This window comes from Aquimarina spinulae (assembly GCF_943373825.1).
Lineage (GTDB): Bacteria > Bacteroidota > Bacteroidia > Flavobacteriales > Flavobacteriaceae > Aquimarina > Aquimarina spinulae.
Window position 1 is genome coordinate 2,617,582 of the sequence record NZ_CALSBP010000002.1, and the last position, 20,273, is coordinate 2,637,854.

General features: G+C 39.2%; 3 protein-coding genes. All 3 read left to right on the top strand.

What is annotated here, in order from left to right; genetic code table 11:
- Window positions 1–366: 366 nt before the first annotated feature.
- From NNH57_RS17070 to NNH57_RS17080, 3 genes are read left to right on the top strand one after another with little or no spacing between them, the layout of a single operon-like run.
- The gene (locus NNH57_RS17070) at window positions 367–2,415 is read left to right on the top strand and encodes a T9SS type B sorting domain-containing protein (RefSeq protein ID WP_074410436.1); all 2,049 of its coding nucleotides are present in this window, start codon (window positions 367–369) and stop codon (window positions 2,413–2,415) included.
- Window positions 2,416–2,419: 4 nt separating this feature from the next.
- Window positions 2,420–5,638 carry a PorP/SprF family type IX secretion system membrane protein gene (locus NNH57_RS17075; RefSeq protein ID WP_254504202.1) on the top strand — a complete coding sequence of 1,073 codons (3,219 nt, stop codon included), beginning with the start codon at window positions 2,420–2,422 and terminating at the stop codon, window positions 5,636–5,638.
- Between the two features lie 48 nt (window positions 5,639–5,686).
- Window positions 5,687–20,260 (top strand): T9SS type B sorting domain-containing protein, encoded by a 14,574-nt coding sequence (locus NNH57_RS17080; RefSeq protein WP_254504204.1) that lies wholly within the window; start codon window positions 5,687–5,689, stop codon window positions 20,258–20,260.
- The last annotated feature ends 13 nt before the right edge of the window (window positions 20,261–20,273 follow it).

Sequence of the window (20,273 nt, forward strand, 5' to 3'; positions counted from 1 at the left end):
TACGCCCAAAAACGTACAAATAATATGATTTTTATACGAAATTCTTCCGGTTTTTTTATGAAAATAGGGGAGATTTAAACCTTTTTTATCAGTTTGAAATGATTTTTTACAATAGCTCAAGACATTGATTAACAAAATTTTATGTATATTGAAATGTTTTTTAGGATCGTATTTGTTTTAGTTAAAATAGAACAAGTAATAAAAGGTCAGAAAATTATTACAAAAAAAAGTTAAATTTTAGTTTGATATAAACATTTAATTTATAATTTTATGTCTTGGTAAAAAATATATTAACAATATTATTAACAAGCGCCCCAAATCGCAAAGTTAATATAGTATATTCACCTTAATCGTAAGTGTGATATCATGAAAAAAAAACTTAACCTCATATCATTAATTGCTATAGTGACAGGCTTTCTATTTTCTTCTTTGAAAGCTACTGCTCAGGATATTGGTGCTCCATTATTTTCTATTAGCGGATCTACTGCTACAATACTCTGTGTAAATCAAAATACTCCCAATCGAGAAGCTATAGCCAAGGCAAACATTTTATTTGCTACAGGTACAGAGTTTGTTTTAGAATTATCTGATGAGAATGGTGTTTTTTCTAATGATGTTACCAGAGTTTTAACACGATTTACTACACCTATCGCGATTCCTCCAGGAGGAGATATCGAATTTCCTTCTTTTCCTATTCCTACAGATTTACGAGGCGAGAATTATAGTTTACGAGTTAATGTCCCTGCAAGTTCTATTTTAAGTGCAGTACAAGAAAATATTCCTATTTACTATTTTGATTTTTCTCAGGGTGTTACATTAACTGGAGCGAATATTGAAGCTAACACAGTAGCATTGTGCGTTGGAGAATCGGCAACATTGACAACCTTACCTGGAGATTTTCCAGAATATATTTGGTCTTTTAATGGCACAGTGATTCCTGGTGAATCAGGTAATACTCTTGAAAATGTGACACAAGTTGGAACTTATACAGTTCAAGTCAATTTCGGAAGCTGTAATCCTTCTTTTAACTTTGATTCGGCAACAGTAGAAGTTATTGATTTTAACGATACAACAGTACGGATCAATGAACCTTCGCCACAATCCTTTTGCCCCAGTGATGTAAAAATATTAACCACTAGTGTTACCGACCCGGGATTCACTTATGAATGGTTTAAGGATGATGTTTTGATACCGGATTTTAATGGTCCATCAGAGATTTTACCGGCGAGTAATTTTGCTGGTATTTACACCGTTAGAGTTACAGGAACTCCAACATGTAATATAACTACTGCTCCCGTCGAGGTTATTAATTTGGGTTCAGATATTTTAACCCAGCCTCCTCCCCAGATTATGTTATTACCTACCCAGCCTACGTTGGTTTTGTCTATTACGACCAATGCTCCTGTTGCTGGCAGTACGGTAGAATGGTTTAGGAACGGAATAAGTGTTCAAGGTCCGCTCGCGGTTAATACACCGGGAGCTTTGTCTTTTGATGTCACTAACCCAGGAGTGTATCGTGTAGATGTCTTTGCAAACGATGCATGTATGGATACTCTTCAGGCTACTACCGAGGTTTTTGAGCCAGTAGGGTTTAGAACCCAGATTTCTACTTTGTTAGATTGTGATGCGGATACCGGTACTTTGGGTTTAGAGAATTTATTTGGTATTACTTCTAGTGGTACAGAGGTTCCTATTACCACCGATCAATATTCATTATTTGATTTTGAATGGTTTTTAGGCAGTCAGTCTACGGGAGTTACCGAAACGACATTTACAGTTAATGAGTCTAACATAGGTGAAGTTTATGCTTTAGAAGCCACTTTACGAGGCACTACATTTCCTACTGCTCGATCTAATGATCTAACGGTTGAGTTTTTATCAGACGTTGTGGTAATAGAAGCTTCCCCGGCATTTATTCCATTTGGAGAGACCTCTACATTAAGTGTTCCCGAGAGTAGTAATTATGCTTATGAGTGGTTTATAGTTGTAGACGGCGAGAACCAATCTTTGGTAGATGGTTCTACAGTTATAAGTGGTCAGGGAACAAGTTCTATAGAGATAGATACTATAGGGGATTACTTTGTTAGGATTACATTATTGGATTGTGTTATAGATTCCGAGATACTCAGTATTTCAGATGTTGCGGGTTCTTCAGAGATTATTCCCAATGTAGTTACGCCCAATAGTGATGGTATCAATGATAATTGGTTGCTTCCTCCGAGTTTGTTTAATCAGCAAGCAGTAGAGGTTACGATTTATAACGCACGAGGTCAGGTTGATTTTACATCATCAAGTTATCAGAATAACTGGCCCCGAGAGAATTCGAAATCATCGGGTCAGGACCCGTTTTATTATTATATAATCACCAAAAATAATTCCGTAGTCAGAAAAGGTTCGATAACGGTAATGAGATAATTTTATGGCCAGAAAATTACTATTAATAATCATATGTATATCCTTTAACCTTCTTAGGGGACAGGATGAAAGTACCACTACTTATGGTATTCTTCCTACGGATATTCCTACTCATACTTTGGTAAAATATAACCGTTTTTATTTTAACCCTACCTTTTCTTTGGTTCGCGAAAACAAAAAGTCTATTAATGTTTATAATAAAACACAATGGGCTTCATTTAATGATAATCCTCAGACGTATTTAATTAACTATACCTCAAATTTTGACGAAAAAATAGGTGTTTCTATTGGTTTGCATCAACAAAATGAAGGTATTTACAGGTATTTTGGTGGTATAGCGAACTTTGCATATAATATCGAATTAAACAGAGATATGAACTTCACGTTTGGTTTAAATCTCGGCTTTTCGCAAAGCGGAATTAAGTCTAACATTGATTCAGCAACAAGCATTGTTTTAAATAATGGAGTAGAAGTAAGCGATCCGGTTATTCTTAACTATGAGAATAGCTCAGTTTTTCAATTAACTCCTGGCGTTAACTTTAATTATACAGAATTTGATGTTGGGGTTTCTGTATCAAATCTTGTGGCTTATAATCTAACTGGTAGTGAGCTATTGACAGATAATATGGCTTTTACTGGTCATGTTATGTATACTACAAGCTTAGAAAGAAGGTCAGACAAGATGATACGAGGAATGGTATATGCCAATATGTTACCTGATTCGGGCGCAGATTCAAATCTTAGATATGGAGGTAATGTTATTGTTGAATTACCTGCACTAGGTTGGGCTCAAGCGGGGTATAATAGTTTTTACGGAGCTTCATTGGGTATTGGAGGAAATATTACATCTAATATTTCGGTTGGATATACCTATGAAACGGGATTTGGAGATACTAGTAATTTCGGAGCAAGTCACGAGGTGGGTTTAGCATATAATTTTGAGAAAGAAAGACCAAGAAGAAGAAGGGGAAGTAAATCAAAATCAAGTACTCAAAAAGCATATGAAGAAAGAGATTCTGAAATTAGAAGACTTAAGAAGGAAATTCTTGAACAAAATAAACTAATAAGAGAATTACAAGAAGAACAAGGAGATTCTCGAAGCCAGGAACAAAAGGCAATGAGTGAGCTCGAAAAATCAATAGCAGAAGCTAGGGAGAAAGAAGCCAAAGCAGCCAGAGAGTTAGAATTACAACGAGCAGAAGAAGTAAAATTACTAAACAAAAAAGCAGAAGAAGAACGTCTGGCCGCTCAAAGACGAGTAGAGCGTGAAGAGGCAGAGCAAAACGCAGAAGAAGAACGTTTAGCTGCTCAAAGACGAATAGAGCGTGAAGAAGCAGAGCAAAACGCAGAAGAAGAACGTTTAGCTGCTCAAAGACGAATAGAGCGTGAAGAAGCAGAACAGAAGGCGGAAGAAGAACGTTTAGCTGCTCAAAGACAAATAGAGCGTGAAGTAGCAGAACAAAAGGCAGAAGAAGAAAGAATCGCCGCAGAAGAAGAAGCACGTGAAGCGGAGGCAGCGGAACAAGAACGTTTAGCTGCTCAAAAAGAGCTCGAACGTGAGGAAGCAGAACAAAAAGCAGAAGAAGAACGTCTAGCTGCTCAAAAACAACTAGAACGTGAGGTTACTGAGCAAAAAGTAGAAGAAGAGCGTTTAGCTGCTCAAAGACAGTTAGAACGTGAAGTGGCAGAGCAAAAGATAGCAGATGAAGCAGCAGCAGCAGCTCGTTTAGCAGAAGAGAAGAGATTAGCAGATGAAGCAGCAGCAGAAGCAGCTCGTTTAGCCGAGGAGAAGAGATTGGCAGATGAAGCAGCAGCAGCTCGTTTAGCAGAAGAGAAGAGATTAGCAGATGAAGCAGCAGCAGAAGCAGCTCGTTTAGCCGAGGAGAAGAGATTGGCAGATGAAGCAGCGGCAGAAGCAGCTCGTTTAGCCGAGGAGAAGAGATTGGCAGATGAAGCAGCGGCAGAAGCAGCTCGTTTAGCCGAGGAGAAGAGATTAGCAGATGAAGCAGCAGCAGAAGCAGCTCGTTTAGCCGAGGAGAAGAGATTAGCAGATGAAGCAGCAGCAGAAGCAGCTCGTTTAGCCGAGGAGAAGAGATTGGCAGATGAAGCAGCGGCAGAAGCAGCTCGTTTAGCCGAGGAGAAGAGATTGGCAGATGAAGCAGCGGCAGAAGCAGCTCGTTTAGCCGAGGAGAAGAGATTGGCAGATGAAGCAGCGGCAGAAGCAGCTCGTTTAGCCGAGGAGAAGAGATTGGCAGATGAAGCAGCAGCGGAAGCAGCGGCAGAGGCAGCTCGTTTAGCAGAAGAGAAGAGGTTGGCAGATGAGGCAGCAAAAGCAGCAGCTACTACAAACGAAGAAGGATTAGATGAGATTAAGAAAGAATTAGATAATAGTAGTCGAATCACAAGCAAGATATTTGCTCGTCGAGACTCATTATTAACGACCAGCTTAAATGTAGATAAACGTGAATTTAGCAAGCTTTTAGAATCACTTGTTAGTATGAATGATGATGCAGATGAGGCTAAAAAAGAAGCAGATCCTGCCAGTTCTAAAAGATTGACAGCTAGAAATAGATTTGTAAAATTTGCTGAAACAACAAGACCTGAGGCTCAAATTGCAACCAAATTTATACCGGGATACCCAGAAGGATATTACTTAATTGGTAATGTATTTAAGGGAGGAACATATGCTGATAAATTCTCAGGTACATTAAAAGATTTAGGATTTAACGACTCTAAAATAATACTTAATCCAGAAAATCAATTCCAGTATGTAGCTATAGAAAGCTATACAAACAAGGATGAGGCGACAGAAAAGTATTTAAATAATATTGATAATAGATACTTTGGTGATATGTGGATATTACACATTGCTAAGAGTAGAGTAGAATCCTATAAAAAGCTATTACAAGAAACTCGACTCATCAAAGATACGGTTAAGGATGATACAGTATTAACAGAGAGTTTATCGTACATCGGAGGACATAATATTGAAAATGGATATTATCTGATTACTAATATTTTCAAAAGAGAAAATTACTTTGAAAGAGGAATGGCGAAGCTACGAGCTCAAGGATTAGAGCCTCAATATTTCAGGAACCCAAAAGACAACTATATATACGTATACTTAAAGAGACATGACAATCTTGAAGAAGCTAAACAAAGCTTATTCTCTAACGTAAATAACTCGTATGATGGAGATCTTTATATATTGAAAATTCAATAATGTAAGAAAGAGATTATGATGACTAAATACCCAAACACCCCACGGCTTATGAAACTTAGACTGAAATCTGCTATCGTTTTGGTTTTTTTAATGATAGGCATACAACAAATATCTGCTCAGGTACCCTTTACCGAGGTACCTAACAGTACGTTAAGAATTAACGGAGAGCTTAAAATAATTGGTAATGCTATTGTTGGGCTAAATCAAAGTGGTTTTACACCCAATGATAACTATAACGGAAATGCTTCTAATAACCAGAAATTTTTTGGATATATTGATATAGATGGGGATACATCTACATTTAGTTCTAGTAGTGCAGAACTTCAGTTAACATCAGGTTGTGAAAGGATTGCATATGCTGGATTATATTGGTCAGCCTCATATTTTACACAAATGAATCCGGCCGATACTCGTTTTGTTCAGTATACCGGTCTACCCTTTCCTGATAATAGACCCGATTTTAGAACTATAAAAATTAGACCACCAGGTGGTGGAGGGTATGTTACTATTCCACCTACTCAAACACAGGTGATTTATGATGGATATCGTAATACTGCCACCAATCCAAGTAATAGCGCAGTAATAGATATTCCATATGTATGTTATGCAGATGTTACAACATTAATACAAGGACTTGGCGCAGGGAATGCAAATGGAACATATACTGTTGCAGACATGCGTGCTTCTACAGGTTTTTCTGGATTTAATGCCAACGGTATTGCTGGGGGATGGGTACTTGTGGTTGCTTATGAGGATCCTACTTTATCAGCAAAATATATAAGTACAAATAATGGGTATTTAGTGATTGCTCCTGGTAATCCCCTTCAAACTTTTTCGTATACTGGTTTTCAGACTTTACCTGCACCGTTACCAGTTCGTGCACGATATTCTATTGCAACACTAGAAGGAGATAGACCATTTGCTGGGGATATATTTCAAGTGCAAAGACCAGACACGGCTTGGCAAAATATTTTTACAACCCCCGCTAACCCAAATAATAATTTTTATGACAGTTCGATTTCTATAGATGGTCAATATGTTACTACTGCAAACCCATTGACTCCAGATAGAACTCCATCTTCAATAAATACCTTAGGGTTTGATGCCGATATTTTTGATATTCCTAATCCGGGCAGAACAGTTATTGGTAATGATCAAACTTCTGCTAGTTTTAGAACAACTTCGGCCGGTGATGCATATAGTGTGTTTTTCAATTCATTTCAAATTGAAATTATTGAGCCCGAACTTACGGTTACTAAAAGAGTTTTAGATATTAATGGCGTAGATATTACAGGTGATCCAGTAAATTTTGCGGATCAACTATTTTATGAGCTTACCATAGAAAATCAAGGAAATGAAGATATTACGGCAGCAAGTATTAGAGATGTGCTTCCTGATAATGTAGATTTTACATTAGGAACTATAACGACTAGTAATCCGGGTATAGTTGCCACTCCTAATGGTACAAATCGACAGATAGATATTACAATAGCAGATCCGTTGATTGTTCGTAACGGGGGTGTTCATACCGTTCGTTTTGGAGTCAGCGTAGTGGCCACTTGTGCCGATTTGCGAGATGCGTGTTCTAATCAAATTAACAATGTAGCAATTTCAACCTATACAGGAGTAGAATCTGGTATTACACGAACTGGTGAAGAAAGTATTTTGGAACAAGATGCGTGTCAGTTTGATATTACAGGTACATCTAACGTTTTGATTAATGATGGCGTTTGTTTTACTACCGCTCAACCAGCTTTTATATGTACAGGATCTTTAACGCTTACAGCAGGTGCAGGCTTTTCTTCATATGAATGGGTAAATGCAAGTAGCCCTGGAGTTGTTATTGGTACTAATAGAGATTTAGTTGTTACAACCGCAGGAACCTATATTGTAACCGAAACCGGTGCTCCTGGTTGTCAGGATGCTCAACAAACTTTTAATGTTGATGCCTTTAATACCGTTGTAAATCCGGTGGTAGATATTGCAAATAACTTAGGATCTAATCCTAATGTAAATGGTAATGTTCGTACCTGTCCGATTACAGGAGATCCACTACCAGAGATCTTTTTATGTGGAGCAGGAACTACATTAACTATTCCAACTCCAGGAAACACATTAGGTTTTCCTGTTGGAACTACGGTTCAATGGCAGCGATTAGATCCTATGGATTGTCCTGCAGTACCAAGAGATCCTAATTGTCCTACTACAGATTCAGGGTGTGATGGGGATTGGCAAACTTTAAGTACAGATATTAATAGTTTTACAATTTCACAAGCAGGAGAATATAGAGTTAATGCTACTTTTGATGGTAATTGTACCATTCCTTTTTATTTTAATGTATTCCAGAATAATTTTGACCCTGATCTTGCAGTTATACGACAAATTATTTGTGGTACGCCAGGAACAATACGAGTTCAAAATTCTTCTCTTCAATACGAATACCAATTAATTACACCTATAACAAATACAGTAATTGGATATCAGGCTTCGGCAGAATTTACAGGGTTAACAGAAGTAGGAACATATACTGTAAATGTTCGTCAGGTAGGAGGTTTACCTACAGCTTGTGTTTTTCAGGAAACTATCTTTTTAGACGAATTAGACGCTACAGAGACCGTTACTCCAACTTCTCCTACATGTCCAGGCGATCAAGGGCAGATTGAAATAACAGTAACAGATTCTCAAATTAATTATACATATATCATTAATAGTACTACAACAGCTTTTAATGATACAGAAGGACCTACTACGGTTCCTAACCATACATTTACAGGGCTTAATCCTGATACTTATAACGTGCAGGTATTATCTGCTGATGGTAGTTGTTCAGAACCTTTTACAATAACCATAAACGATCCTGCAGCATTTTCGGCTACAATTAGACTTGTTGAAGATTTACATTGTAATCCAAATTATCAACCAGATATTAGTCTTCCTGACTATGATAATGATTTATTTATTGCGATTTATGAGGTGACAGTAACAGGAGGTTCTGGCAATTTTGCTTTTAATAACCAGGCAGATTTCTTGGGTACTGCGTTAGCACCACTAACAGGAACAACTTATCAATTTAGAGCAACTGCTGCGGGTAATTACCCAGTATTTGTTAATGACCTTGATAATAGTTGTACTATAGCCGCTGGTAGCGTCGATGTAAGCCCTTATACGGCAATTACAGCAACTGCTACACCAATTGATCCTGTTTGTCCAACAGATAATGGATCTATTCAAGTTGCTGTTACTGCGGGATCAGGTTCACCGTTTACTTATGTTTTAGATCAAGGAACAGCAACAGAAGTAACTATTGGACCAACAGTTAATACTTCAGAAACATTTAATAATGTAGATCCATTAACAACGCATACAGTTATTGTTCAAGATGGATTTGGATGTGATTTTGAAATTACTAATATAACTTTTACAGCGCCAACAGTTATTACTGCTAACATTGCAGTTACGGATTATCGTTGTGATGCTTCGGGTTCTAGTACGACACCACAATTAGCTCAGATTACGATTTCTGGGGCATCTGGAGGTAATGGTAGTTATGAATATAGTATTGATGGAGTTGATTTCAGTAATACTACAGGGATATTCACAGGATTAACCGATGGTACTTATACTATTTATATTCGAGATACGAGTACAGCAGCATGTCCTGTTAATTTAGGTCAGCGTACAATAGATCCACTTCAGGAGGTAACTGATCTTACCTTTGCTCAGACTCAACCTCAGTGTCCTGCACTTACTTCAGATATTACTGTTAGTGCAACGGGTACTAATGGGGCTGTTAGTTTTGAATATCGAATTACTGCTCCTCCGGCTAGTGTTACAGCTTTTAGTGCTACTACGGTTTATACTTTACCAGCAGGAGACACTTATACTTTTGAGGCAAGAACTACTACAGATGGCTGTATTTATTCGGAGAATTATACGATAGACGCTGTAGATCCTATAGCGGTTACTGCTAATATTACTGCAGAGCCTACCTGTGCTACAGATACAGATGCATCTATATCATTTGATGTTACGGGTATAGATTTAACATCTACGACCTATAGTTATGTTGTTACCGGCGGTACTATTGTAGGTTCTATTACGGGAGGTCCTATTAATACGACTCCAACTTCAGTACCTAATCTTGGAGCAGGCACCTATACTATTGTAGTTACCGATGATACTACTAATTGTAGTGCAACGCTTACTCCACCGATTACGATTACTGATCCTGCTGTTTTAAGTTTCACTACTACTGTTGTAGATTCGAATTGTGGAGTTACTTCAGGTATTATAACGGTAAATGCTAGTGGCGGTCGAGGTGGTTATCAATATGAATTACGAAATTCTGGAGGAGGAGTTATTACGGCATATCAGAATGGAGATACTTTTAGTGGTTTAGCTGCTGCTAATTATATAGTTGCTGTACGTGATGGTAATACTGCTGCGGCATGTGAGGTTACCAATCCTGTTACTGTAGATCAACTTACTCCACCTACTATTGCGACAGCAGTAGGGGGTGATGCATGTTATGATACGACGAATCAAGCGACACAATGGATTACGATTACTCCGAGTATTCCGGTTCCATTAGGTCCATTTACCTATAGTTTAGATGGTGGTGCTCCGGTTGCTGTGGTCTTTTTACCTGGTCCAGCTCCAGCGAATACTTTTGAGATTCCTAACCTTACTCCGGGCACACATAGTGTTACGGTAAGTAATACGGCGAGTAATTGTACATCTACTGCGCTTAGTTTTGATATTAATCCAGAGTTGACTATTACTGCGAATTTGGATAAAGATTTAGATTGTTCAGCGACTCCTGATGCGACGATTTCATTTACTGCTACAGGCGGTGATGGTACATATACTTTTGATGTTATTGAGGTAGGTCCTGGCACTGTTTTTCTTGCAGGGGTTACTTCACCTGTTTCAATAAATGCTGCGAACACGTATGAGATTCGAGTTACAGATGGATTAGGTTGTATAGCTACATCTTCACAGATTATTGTTAATCCTACGGTTGTACCTACAGCGACAACTACAGTTACAGATATAGTTTGTAATGGAGATTCGAGTGGTGTTGTGGTTATAAACCCAACCGCGGGAGTTGGCCCATTTGAGGCAAGAATAACATCACCAGTTGCAGGTGCATTTACAACAAACCTTACTTTTACAGGTTTGGCTGCGGGGACTTATGATTTTGAGATTAGAGATGCTAAGCAGTGTTTAGGTACAGTTCAGGCAATTGTTACAGAACCAACCTTAATTACAGTTACCAACATTGCAGTTACGGATTATCGTTGTGATGCTTCGGGTTCTAGTACGACACCACAATTAGCTCAGATTACGATTTCTGGGGCATCTGGAGGTAATGGTAGTTATGAATATAGTATTGATGGAGTTGATTTCAGTAATACTACAGGAATATTCACGGGATTAACAGATGGTACTTATACTATATATATTCGAGATACGAGTACAGCAGCATGTCCTGTTAATTTAGGTCAGCGTACAATAGATCCACTTCAGGAGGTAACTGATCTTACCTTTGCTCAGACTCAACCTCAGTGTCCTGCACTTACTTCAGATATTACTGTTAGTGCAACGGGTACTAATGGGGCTGTTAGTTTTGAATATCGAATTACTGCTCCTCCGGCTAGTGTTACAGCTTTTAGTGCTACTACGGTTTATACTTTACCTGCAGGAGACACTTATACTTTTGAGGCAAGAACTACTACAGATGGCTGTATTTATTCGGAGAATTATACGATAGACGCTGTAGATCCTATAGCGGTTACTGCTAATATTACTGCAGAGCCTACCTGTGCTACAGATACAGATGCATCTATATCATTTGATGTTACAGGTATAGATTTAACATCTACGACCTATAGTTATGTTGTTACTGGAGGAACCATTCCTATTGCCACTCCTATTACAGGTAATTCTATTACTACGACTCCAACTTCAGTACCTAATCTTGGAGCGGGTACTTATACTATTGTAGTTACCGATGATACTACTAATTGTAGTGCAACGCTTACTCCACCGATTACGATTACTGATCCTGCTGTTTTAAGTTTCACTACTACTGTTGTAGATTCGAATTGTGGAGTTACTTCAGGTATTATAACGGTAAATGCTAGTGGCGGTCGAGGTGGTTATCAATATGAATTACGAAATTCTGGAGGAGTCGTTATTACGGCATATCAGAATGGAGATACTTTTAGTGGTTTAGCTGCTGCTAATTATATAGTTGCTGTACGTGATGGTAATACTGCTGCGGCATGTGAGGTTACCAATCCTGTTACTGTAGATCAACTTACTCCACCTACTATTGCGACAGCAGTAGGGGGTGATGCATGTTATGATACGACGAATCAAGCGACACAATGGATTACGATTACTCCGAGTATTCCGGTTCCATTAGGTCCATTTACCTATAGTTTAGATGGTGGTGCTCCGGTTGCTGTGGTCTTTTTACCTGGTCCAGCTCCAGCGAATACTTTTGAGATTCCTAACCTTACTCCGGGCACACATAGTGTTACGGTAAGTAATACGGCGAGTAATTGTACATCTACTGCGCTTAGTTTTGATATTAATCCAGAGTTGACTATTACTGCGAATTTGGATAAAGATTTAGATTGTTCAGCGACTCCTGATGCGACGATTTCATTTACTGCTACAGGCGGTGATGGTACATATACTTTTGATGTTATTGAGGTAGGTCCTGGCACTGTTTTTCTTGCAGGGGTTACTTCACCTGTTTCAATAAATGCTGCGAACACGTATGAGATTCGAGTTACAGATGGATTAGGTTGTATAGCTACATCTTCACAGATTATTGTTAATCCTACGGTTGTACCTACAGCGACAACTACAGTTACAGATGTGCTTTGTAATGGAGATTCGAGTGGTGTTGTGGTTATAAACCCAACCGCGGGAGTTGGCCCATTTGAGGCAAGAATAACATCACCAGTTGCAGGTGCATTTACAACAAACCTTACTTTTACAGGTTTGGCTGCGGGGACTTATGATTTTGAGATTAGAGATGCTAAGCAGTGTTTAGGTACAGTTCAGGCAATTGTTACAGAATCCCCTCAGATAACAGCTACTGTAGATTCTATTACTGATATAGATTGTTCTACAACTACCACAGGAACTATTGTTTTAAACCCTGCTACAGGAGGCTCTGTAGGGGTGACAGATTATACATATGTACTACTAGATCGAGTAGAATCTCCTCCTCTTAGTGGTACATTTATTATTACTCAAAATACAAGAACAACAACAAACCCGGTAAATCTTGCTACTGGAGTTGGGCCTACCTTTGATAATTTGGATGCAGGAACCTATTTAGTTGATATTATAGCTTCTGATGGATGTAGTAATAGAGTTGGTCCATTTGTGGTAACACAGCCACCGTTTGATTTAGATTTTGATGTAACTCCAGCACCAGCAGATTGTTCTACAGGAGCTAGATATCAGATAGAAGTTTCAGGAGGAGAAGGACCATATCTAATTAATGAATTTAGAGCAACAGGTTCGGCAATACCACCTTATGAACCTCTAAATGGAATGCTAAACGGAGTGCTTACTCCGTTACCAAATGGATTTGGTAATGAAACAAGACACGAATTTACGGGTCTGGATTACGGAGTACCTTATGTATTTGAAATTATAGATACGTCTTCAGGATGTAAATATTTTGAAACTGTAACTCCTGTTGATCCTCCTGGGTTTGATATAGCCATTACTAATAATGATCCTGTAGATTGTTTTGGAGGTGCTAATGGATTTATAGAATTTACGGTTACAACTCCGGCAGGAGCGACGACTGTAGATTGGGAGGTGTTTAATGCTGACACTGGTGTTACTACAGGTATATCAGGAACTCTAACCGCACCTCTTCTTAGTGGAACCGCATCTGGTTTAAGCGAAGGTAATTATTTTATTAGAGCGATTGAGACCGGTGGAGCACCTATACCTTGTACAGATGCAGCACCTTTTACGATAACACAGCCTAGCAGCCTTCTCACCTTAAACTTTTTAAGTGCTACGACAGCAGATTGTAACACACCGTTATCGACAGTTACGATGGATGCTAATGGAGGAGTTCCTGGCTATAGTTTTGCGGCGGTTCCTGGATCGGCTCCACAGCCAGATCCGGGTGTTTATCCACTTACAGAGGTGTTTACTTTAAACCCTGCTACTACTACTTGGGTAATTTTTGTACAGGATGCTAACAATTGTGTTGTATCAAGAGAAATTACGATTCCACCTGTTACCCTTGCTCCGGTTATTAACACTATAGATCCTTTTGTAGATGATGCATGTAATTTTGATAATGATTATACATTTACGGTTACCGCTACGAGTAATGTTCCGATACCACCAGGAACAGGTACATTGACGTTTTCTATAGATGGCGGTGCTCAAGTACCAGGTACGGTTACAGGAGCAAATACAGCTAGTCATGATTTTGCAGTTTCAGGTCCTGGTACGTATAGTGTTGTTGTTTTTGATGAGAACGGTTGTCCTTCACCACCAAGAACGATTACGGTATATCCAGAGTTATTGGTTACTGCTACATTAACAGAGCCGACATGTCGCGATAATGATGCTACGATAGTGGCTACGGTTAGTGGCGGTTCAGATATTACGGCTAATCCAGGTAACTTTACTTTTGATTTGGTTAATGCAGGTACAGGTATAACAGTACCTGGAGTAACTCAAACCCCTGGACCAGGAGCAGATCAAGTTACTTTTAGTAGCACTGTTGCGGGTACAGATGGTATTTTCCCAGGAGATTATAGAGTAGAAGTTGTAGATAGCGCGATTGGTCCAGTACCAGGATGTGAGGCTACTTTTGACATTACTGTACCTACGTTTTTAGATCCGATACCATCAGGAGTATCGACTCCTGTTTCATGTTTTAATGGAACTGACGGTACTATTTTAGTGAGTTTAGACCCAACAAGAGACGATAATCCACCATATCAATATCAAATTGTAGCCGGTCCATTAACACGACCATTACAACCAAATCCTTTATTTGAAAATTTAGAAGCAGGAACATATGATATTGTAGTTGTTTCTGATAAAGGTTGTTCTAATACTCCAGCGATTCAGGTAACAGTTGGAGGTCCAACGGCAGCTCTTACAGTAACACCAGATCCACCAAGTGCTTATGGTTGTAATGCTTCCAATGCAGATGTATTCCCAGTGATTACGATAACTATCGAAGGAGGTACAGCACCTTATGATGTTTCTTATAGCGGTGCTGCTACTGGATCAGAGACCGATGTAGCTGATGCAGATGGAGTTAGAGCAGGAGTTCAGTATGAGGTTACGGCCATTGTTGCAGGTACTTATACGTTTACGGTTACTGATGAGAATAATTGTGCTTTTGCCAATTTTGATGTTATTGTTCCTGCATTCCCTATAATGACAGACCCTACAATAACCAGGGATACTGCAGCAGTTAATAATGGTGTTATTTCATGTGATAATCCAGAAACGGTTACTGTTTCGATTACAGGAGGTACAGGTCCGTTTGATTTTGTAGAAGTAGGAGGGACGTTATCTTCATTAGGAGTTGGTCCAGGAACAGATGATAATCCAGGTACAGTTGCAGTTGAGGCCAATGCTACCAATGTGACTTTTGCTTTACCAAGTGTTGGTTCGTATGTATTTACGATTACGGATCAGGGCACGGGATGTTCTATAGATACTCCAGCATATGTTATTGATCCTTTCGATACGATCACAGCTACATTAACTACGGTTACCGATGTATTGTGTAATGGAGCTCTTACAGGAGCGTTAGAGTTGAACATTGGTGGTTATACAGGAGCTTATAATTATACAGTTGTAAACGCGGTTAGCGGAGCTAATGTTCCAGGTTATGTAAATATCGCTGCTGATGTAGTGACACGAAACCCAGAACCGATTACGGGATTACCAGCAGGAACATTTGAGGTTTCTGTAGAGGCATTAGATGCTCCTTTCTGTGATGAAGTGTCGAACACGGCGACAATTGATCAACCAGCACCTCTCACGTTAAACTTTTTAAGTGCTACGATAGCAGATTGTAATACAGCCTTATCGACAGTTACTATGGATGCTAATGGAGGAGTTCCTGGCTATAGTTTTGCGGCGGTTCCTGGATCGGCTCCACAGCCAGATCCGGGTGTTTATCCACTTACAGAGGTGTTTACTTTAAACCCTGCTACTACTACTTGGGTAATTTTTGTACAGGATGCTAACAATTGTGTTGTATCAAGAGAAATTACGATTCCACCTGTTACCCTTGCTCCGGTTATTAACACTATAGATCCTTTTGTAGATGATGCATGTAATTTTGATAATGATTATACATTTACGGTTACCGCTACGAGTAATGTTCCGATACCACCAGGAACAGGTACATTGACGTTTTCTATAGATGGCGGTGCTCAAGTACCAGGTACGGTTACAGGAGCAAATACAGCTAGTCATGATTTTGCAGTTTCAGGTCCTGGTACGTATAGTGTTGTTGTTTTTGATGAGAACGGTTGTCCTTCACCACCAAGAACGATTACGGTATATCCAGAGTTATTGGTTACTGCTACATTAACAGAGCCGACATGTCGCGATAATGATGCTACGATAGTGGCTACGGTTAGTGGCGGTTCAGATATTACGGCTAATCCAGGTAACTTTACTTTTGATTTGGTTAATGCAGGTACAGGTATAACAGTACCTGGAGTAACTCAAACCCCTGGACCAGGAGCAGATCAAGTTACTTTTAGTAGCACTGTTGCGGGTACAGATGGTATTTTCCCAGGAGATTATAGAGTAGAAGTTGTAGATAGCGCGATTGGTCCAGTACCAGGATGTGAGGCTACTTTTGACATTACTGTACCTACGTTTTTAGATCCGATACCATCAGGAGTATCGACTCCTGTTTCATGTTTTAATGGAACTGACGGTACTATTTTAGTGAGTTTAGACCCAACAAGAGACGATAATCCACCATATCAATATCAAATTGTAGCCGGTCCATTAACACGACCATTACAACCAAATCCTTTATTTGAAAATTTAGAAGCAGGAACATATGATATTGTAGTTGTTTCTGATAAAGGTTGTTCTAATACTCCAGCGATTCAGGTAACAGTTGGAGGTCCAACGGCAGCTCTTACAGTAACACCAGATCCACCAAGTGCTTATGGTTGTAATGCTTCCAATGCAGATGTATTCCCAGTGATTACGATAACTATCGAAGGAGGTACAGCACCTTATGATGTTTCTTATAGCGGTGCTGCTACTGGATCAGAGACCGATGTAGCTGATGCAGATGGAGTTAGAGCAGGAGTTCAGTATGAGGTTACGGCCATTGTTGCAGGTACTTATACGTTTACGGTTACTGATGAGAATAATTGTGCTTTTGCCAATTTTGATGTTATTGTTCCTGCATTCCCTATAATGACAGACCCTACAATAACCAGGGATACTGCAGCAGTTAATAATGGTGTTATTTCATGTGATAATCCAGAAACGGTTACTGTTTCGATTACAGGAGGTACAGGTCCGTTTGATTTTGTAGAAGTAGGAGGGACGTTATCTTCATTAGGAGTTGGTCCAGGAACAGATGATAATCCAGGTACAGTTGCAGTTGAGGCCAATGCTACCAATGTGACTTTTGCTTTACCAAGTGTTGGTTCGTATGTATTTACGATTACGGATCAGGGCACGGGATGTTCTATAGATACTCCAGCATATGTTATTGATCCTTTCGATACGATCACAGCTACATTAACTACGGTTACCGATGTATTGTGTAATGGAGCTCTTACAGGAGCGTTAGAGTTGAACATTGGTGGTTATACAGGAGCTTATAATTATACAGTTGTAAACGCGGTTAGCGGAGCTAATGTTCCAGGTTATGTAAATATCGCTGCTGATGTAGTGACACGAAACCCAGAACCGATTACGGGATTACCAGCAGGAACATTTGAGGTTTCTGTAGAGGCATTAGGTGCTCCTTTTTGTGATGAAGTGTCGAATAGAGTAAATATTGCATCGCCTCCTGCGATTACAGTAACATTAGATCAGAAACAAGATGAAACCTGTAATCCCGGTGATGACGCTTCGATAGAAGTAGTTGCCAATGGAGGAACACCTCCATTCCGATATCAACTAGAAAGTGAAGATAGCGGAGGTGTTATTTCAATACGAGTTCCATTCCAAACAACAACAACAATTTTTACAGGGTTGGATGCCAATAATGCGACTACAAATGTACTATATAGAGTACGAGTTTTAGATGCCAATGACTGCCCATCAGACGAAACAATAGTTATAAACCCACCAGTACCTTTAGGATTAAATGCAATTGCACCAACGCTATTAGCTTGTTCTGATAGTGAGGATGGTACAATTACAGCTACTGCTTTTGGTGGTCAGGGACCAGGGACATATTTCTTTATGTTAACATTCCCTGATGGTTCACAATCTGGAGCGATTGCAAGTACTACAGATACTTTCCAATGGATAGATCTTAAACCAGGTAACTATATTGTTACGGTTACCGATAACTTAGCATGTGAAATTATTCAGGACCCTGTGGTTATTAATGCACCACCAGCTGTGACGATAGATGTGGTTCAAGGACCTATAAGTTGTCGTGGTGCTAGTCCTAACCCGATAACGGTTACTGCAGGAGGAGGAACTCCTGGCGGATATGAATTTAGTAGTGATGGTACTACCTTTGTTGCTGGTAACCTAACTCCTACCACCCATGAATTTACTTTACTTGCGGGAGATTATAATTTCTATGTTAGAGATATAAATGGATGTGTTTCTCCGGCATCTAATACGATACCAGTACGAGATCCTGTTCCACTAACCGCAATCCTGGACTTAAGTAATACGTCTATTGTTTGTTTTGGTGAGCCAACAGGTTCTATTGATGCAAGTGTTACCGGAGGAATAGGAAATTATAGGTACAGAGTTGAAGGAACGGATTATTTAGGTAATCCAGTATTTCTGCCAGGTCCTGGTCCTACTGATACTCAGGACACCAGTTTCTTTGGAGACTTGTTAGCAAGTACTGGGAATTATGAATATATTGTTACTAGTACGGCTATTCCCGTAAATCCATTAACAAGTTGTGATGAGGTTCGTGAACCTTTTCAAATAAGTCAACCAGCAGAATTTATAGCAGAAGCATTTGCAACGCCTATTTCTTGTAATGGAGAGACCGACGGTACTATACGAGTAACTGCTGTTGGAGGTACTGCACAATATTACTTCTCGTTATATAATAGCGCAGGTAATGCAGTATTTACCTTTATTGAAGATGAATCTGAAAATCCGGATAATGAACATACGTTTACAGATTTACCGGCAGATACCTATCGAGTAGAAGTAGAAGATGATAACGGTTGTCCAAGAACTATTCTTGATATTCAGATTATAGAACCAGCACCAATTTTGGCTACTGTAAATGCTACAACTCCAGAAGATTGTGCGGGAGATATGAATGGTACAGCTACCTTATCTATTACAGGAGGGTTACCACCAGCAAATCCAGCAGATCCTAGTTATTTCTGGAGTATTGATGGGGTAACTTATCAAGCGGTTACCGATCCTGCGAATTTGTTTATAGATAATCTACCAGGAGGCACAACTACAGTATTTATTAGAGATTCTCAAAACAATGCAAACTGTCAGGGAGCCTTTAATATTGATATTGAACCTGGTGTTAACCTTGCTGGTGAACTCGTACCAGAATTAGTGTGTCCTATATTTGACTATAGTGATCCTACGAGTCCTGTGATGACTAGTGAGGAGCAATACTTTGTAAGTTTTGATATTGTTGAAGAGTCACAAGGATTAGGTATTATCTATACTTTAAACGGTATAAACGGAACACCAAATCCACCTAACAATTCGAATTTGACAGGTAATTTTGAGGTTACCCCAGGAGAGTACGAAGGTATTATGGAGTACCAGGGATGTACACGAACAGTAGATACTATCGAGATTCTTGAGTATACTCCATTAGCAATACCAGTTGCTCAAATGACCAATAACCCAGAAGATCCTAATGAATATCAAATCATAGCATCAGGAGGAAGACCATTTGAAAACACTCCTTTCTATGCATTCTCATTTACGATGCTAGAAGAAGGAATGACATTGGATCAATTAGAGCCTTCGGACTATACAGAATTAGATGGAAATATTTTTGTAATACGACAGACTGCTGATTATGTATTGCGTGTTGTTGATGCAGATGGTTGTGAAGTACTTACGGTTCAGAATTTGACTTATATTAATATTCGTATTCCGAATTACTTTACACCGGATAGTCCTAATAGCACAGCAGAAGATCGTTTCTGGTATCCTAGACAGATTACTCCTAATATAGATGATCCTTTCTTCTTTGAGAACATGGAAGTAATTGTCTTTGACCGATACGGAAGAATGTTAGCAGAATTTAAAGGAGACCAACAAGGATGGGATGGTTTATATCAAGGAAAACAACTTCCATCAGGAGATTATTGGTATTCTATAATTCTGAATGATGTAGATAATAGAGAATTTACAGGCCACTTTACATTATATAGATAATATATAGAGCCTT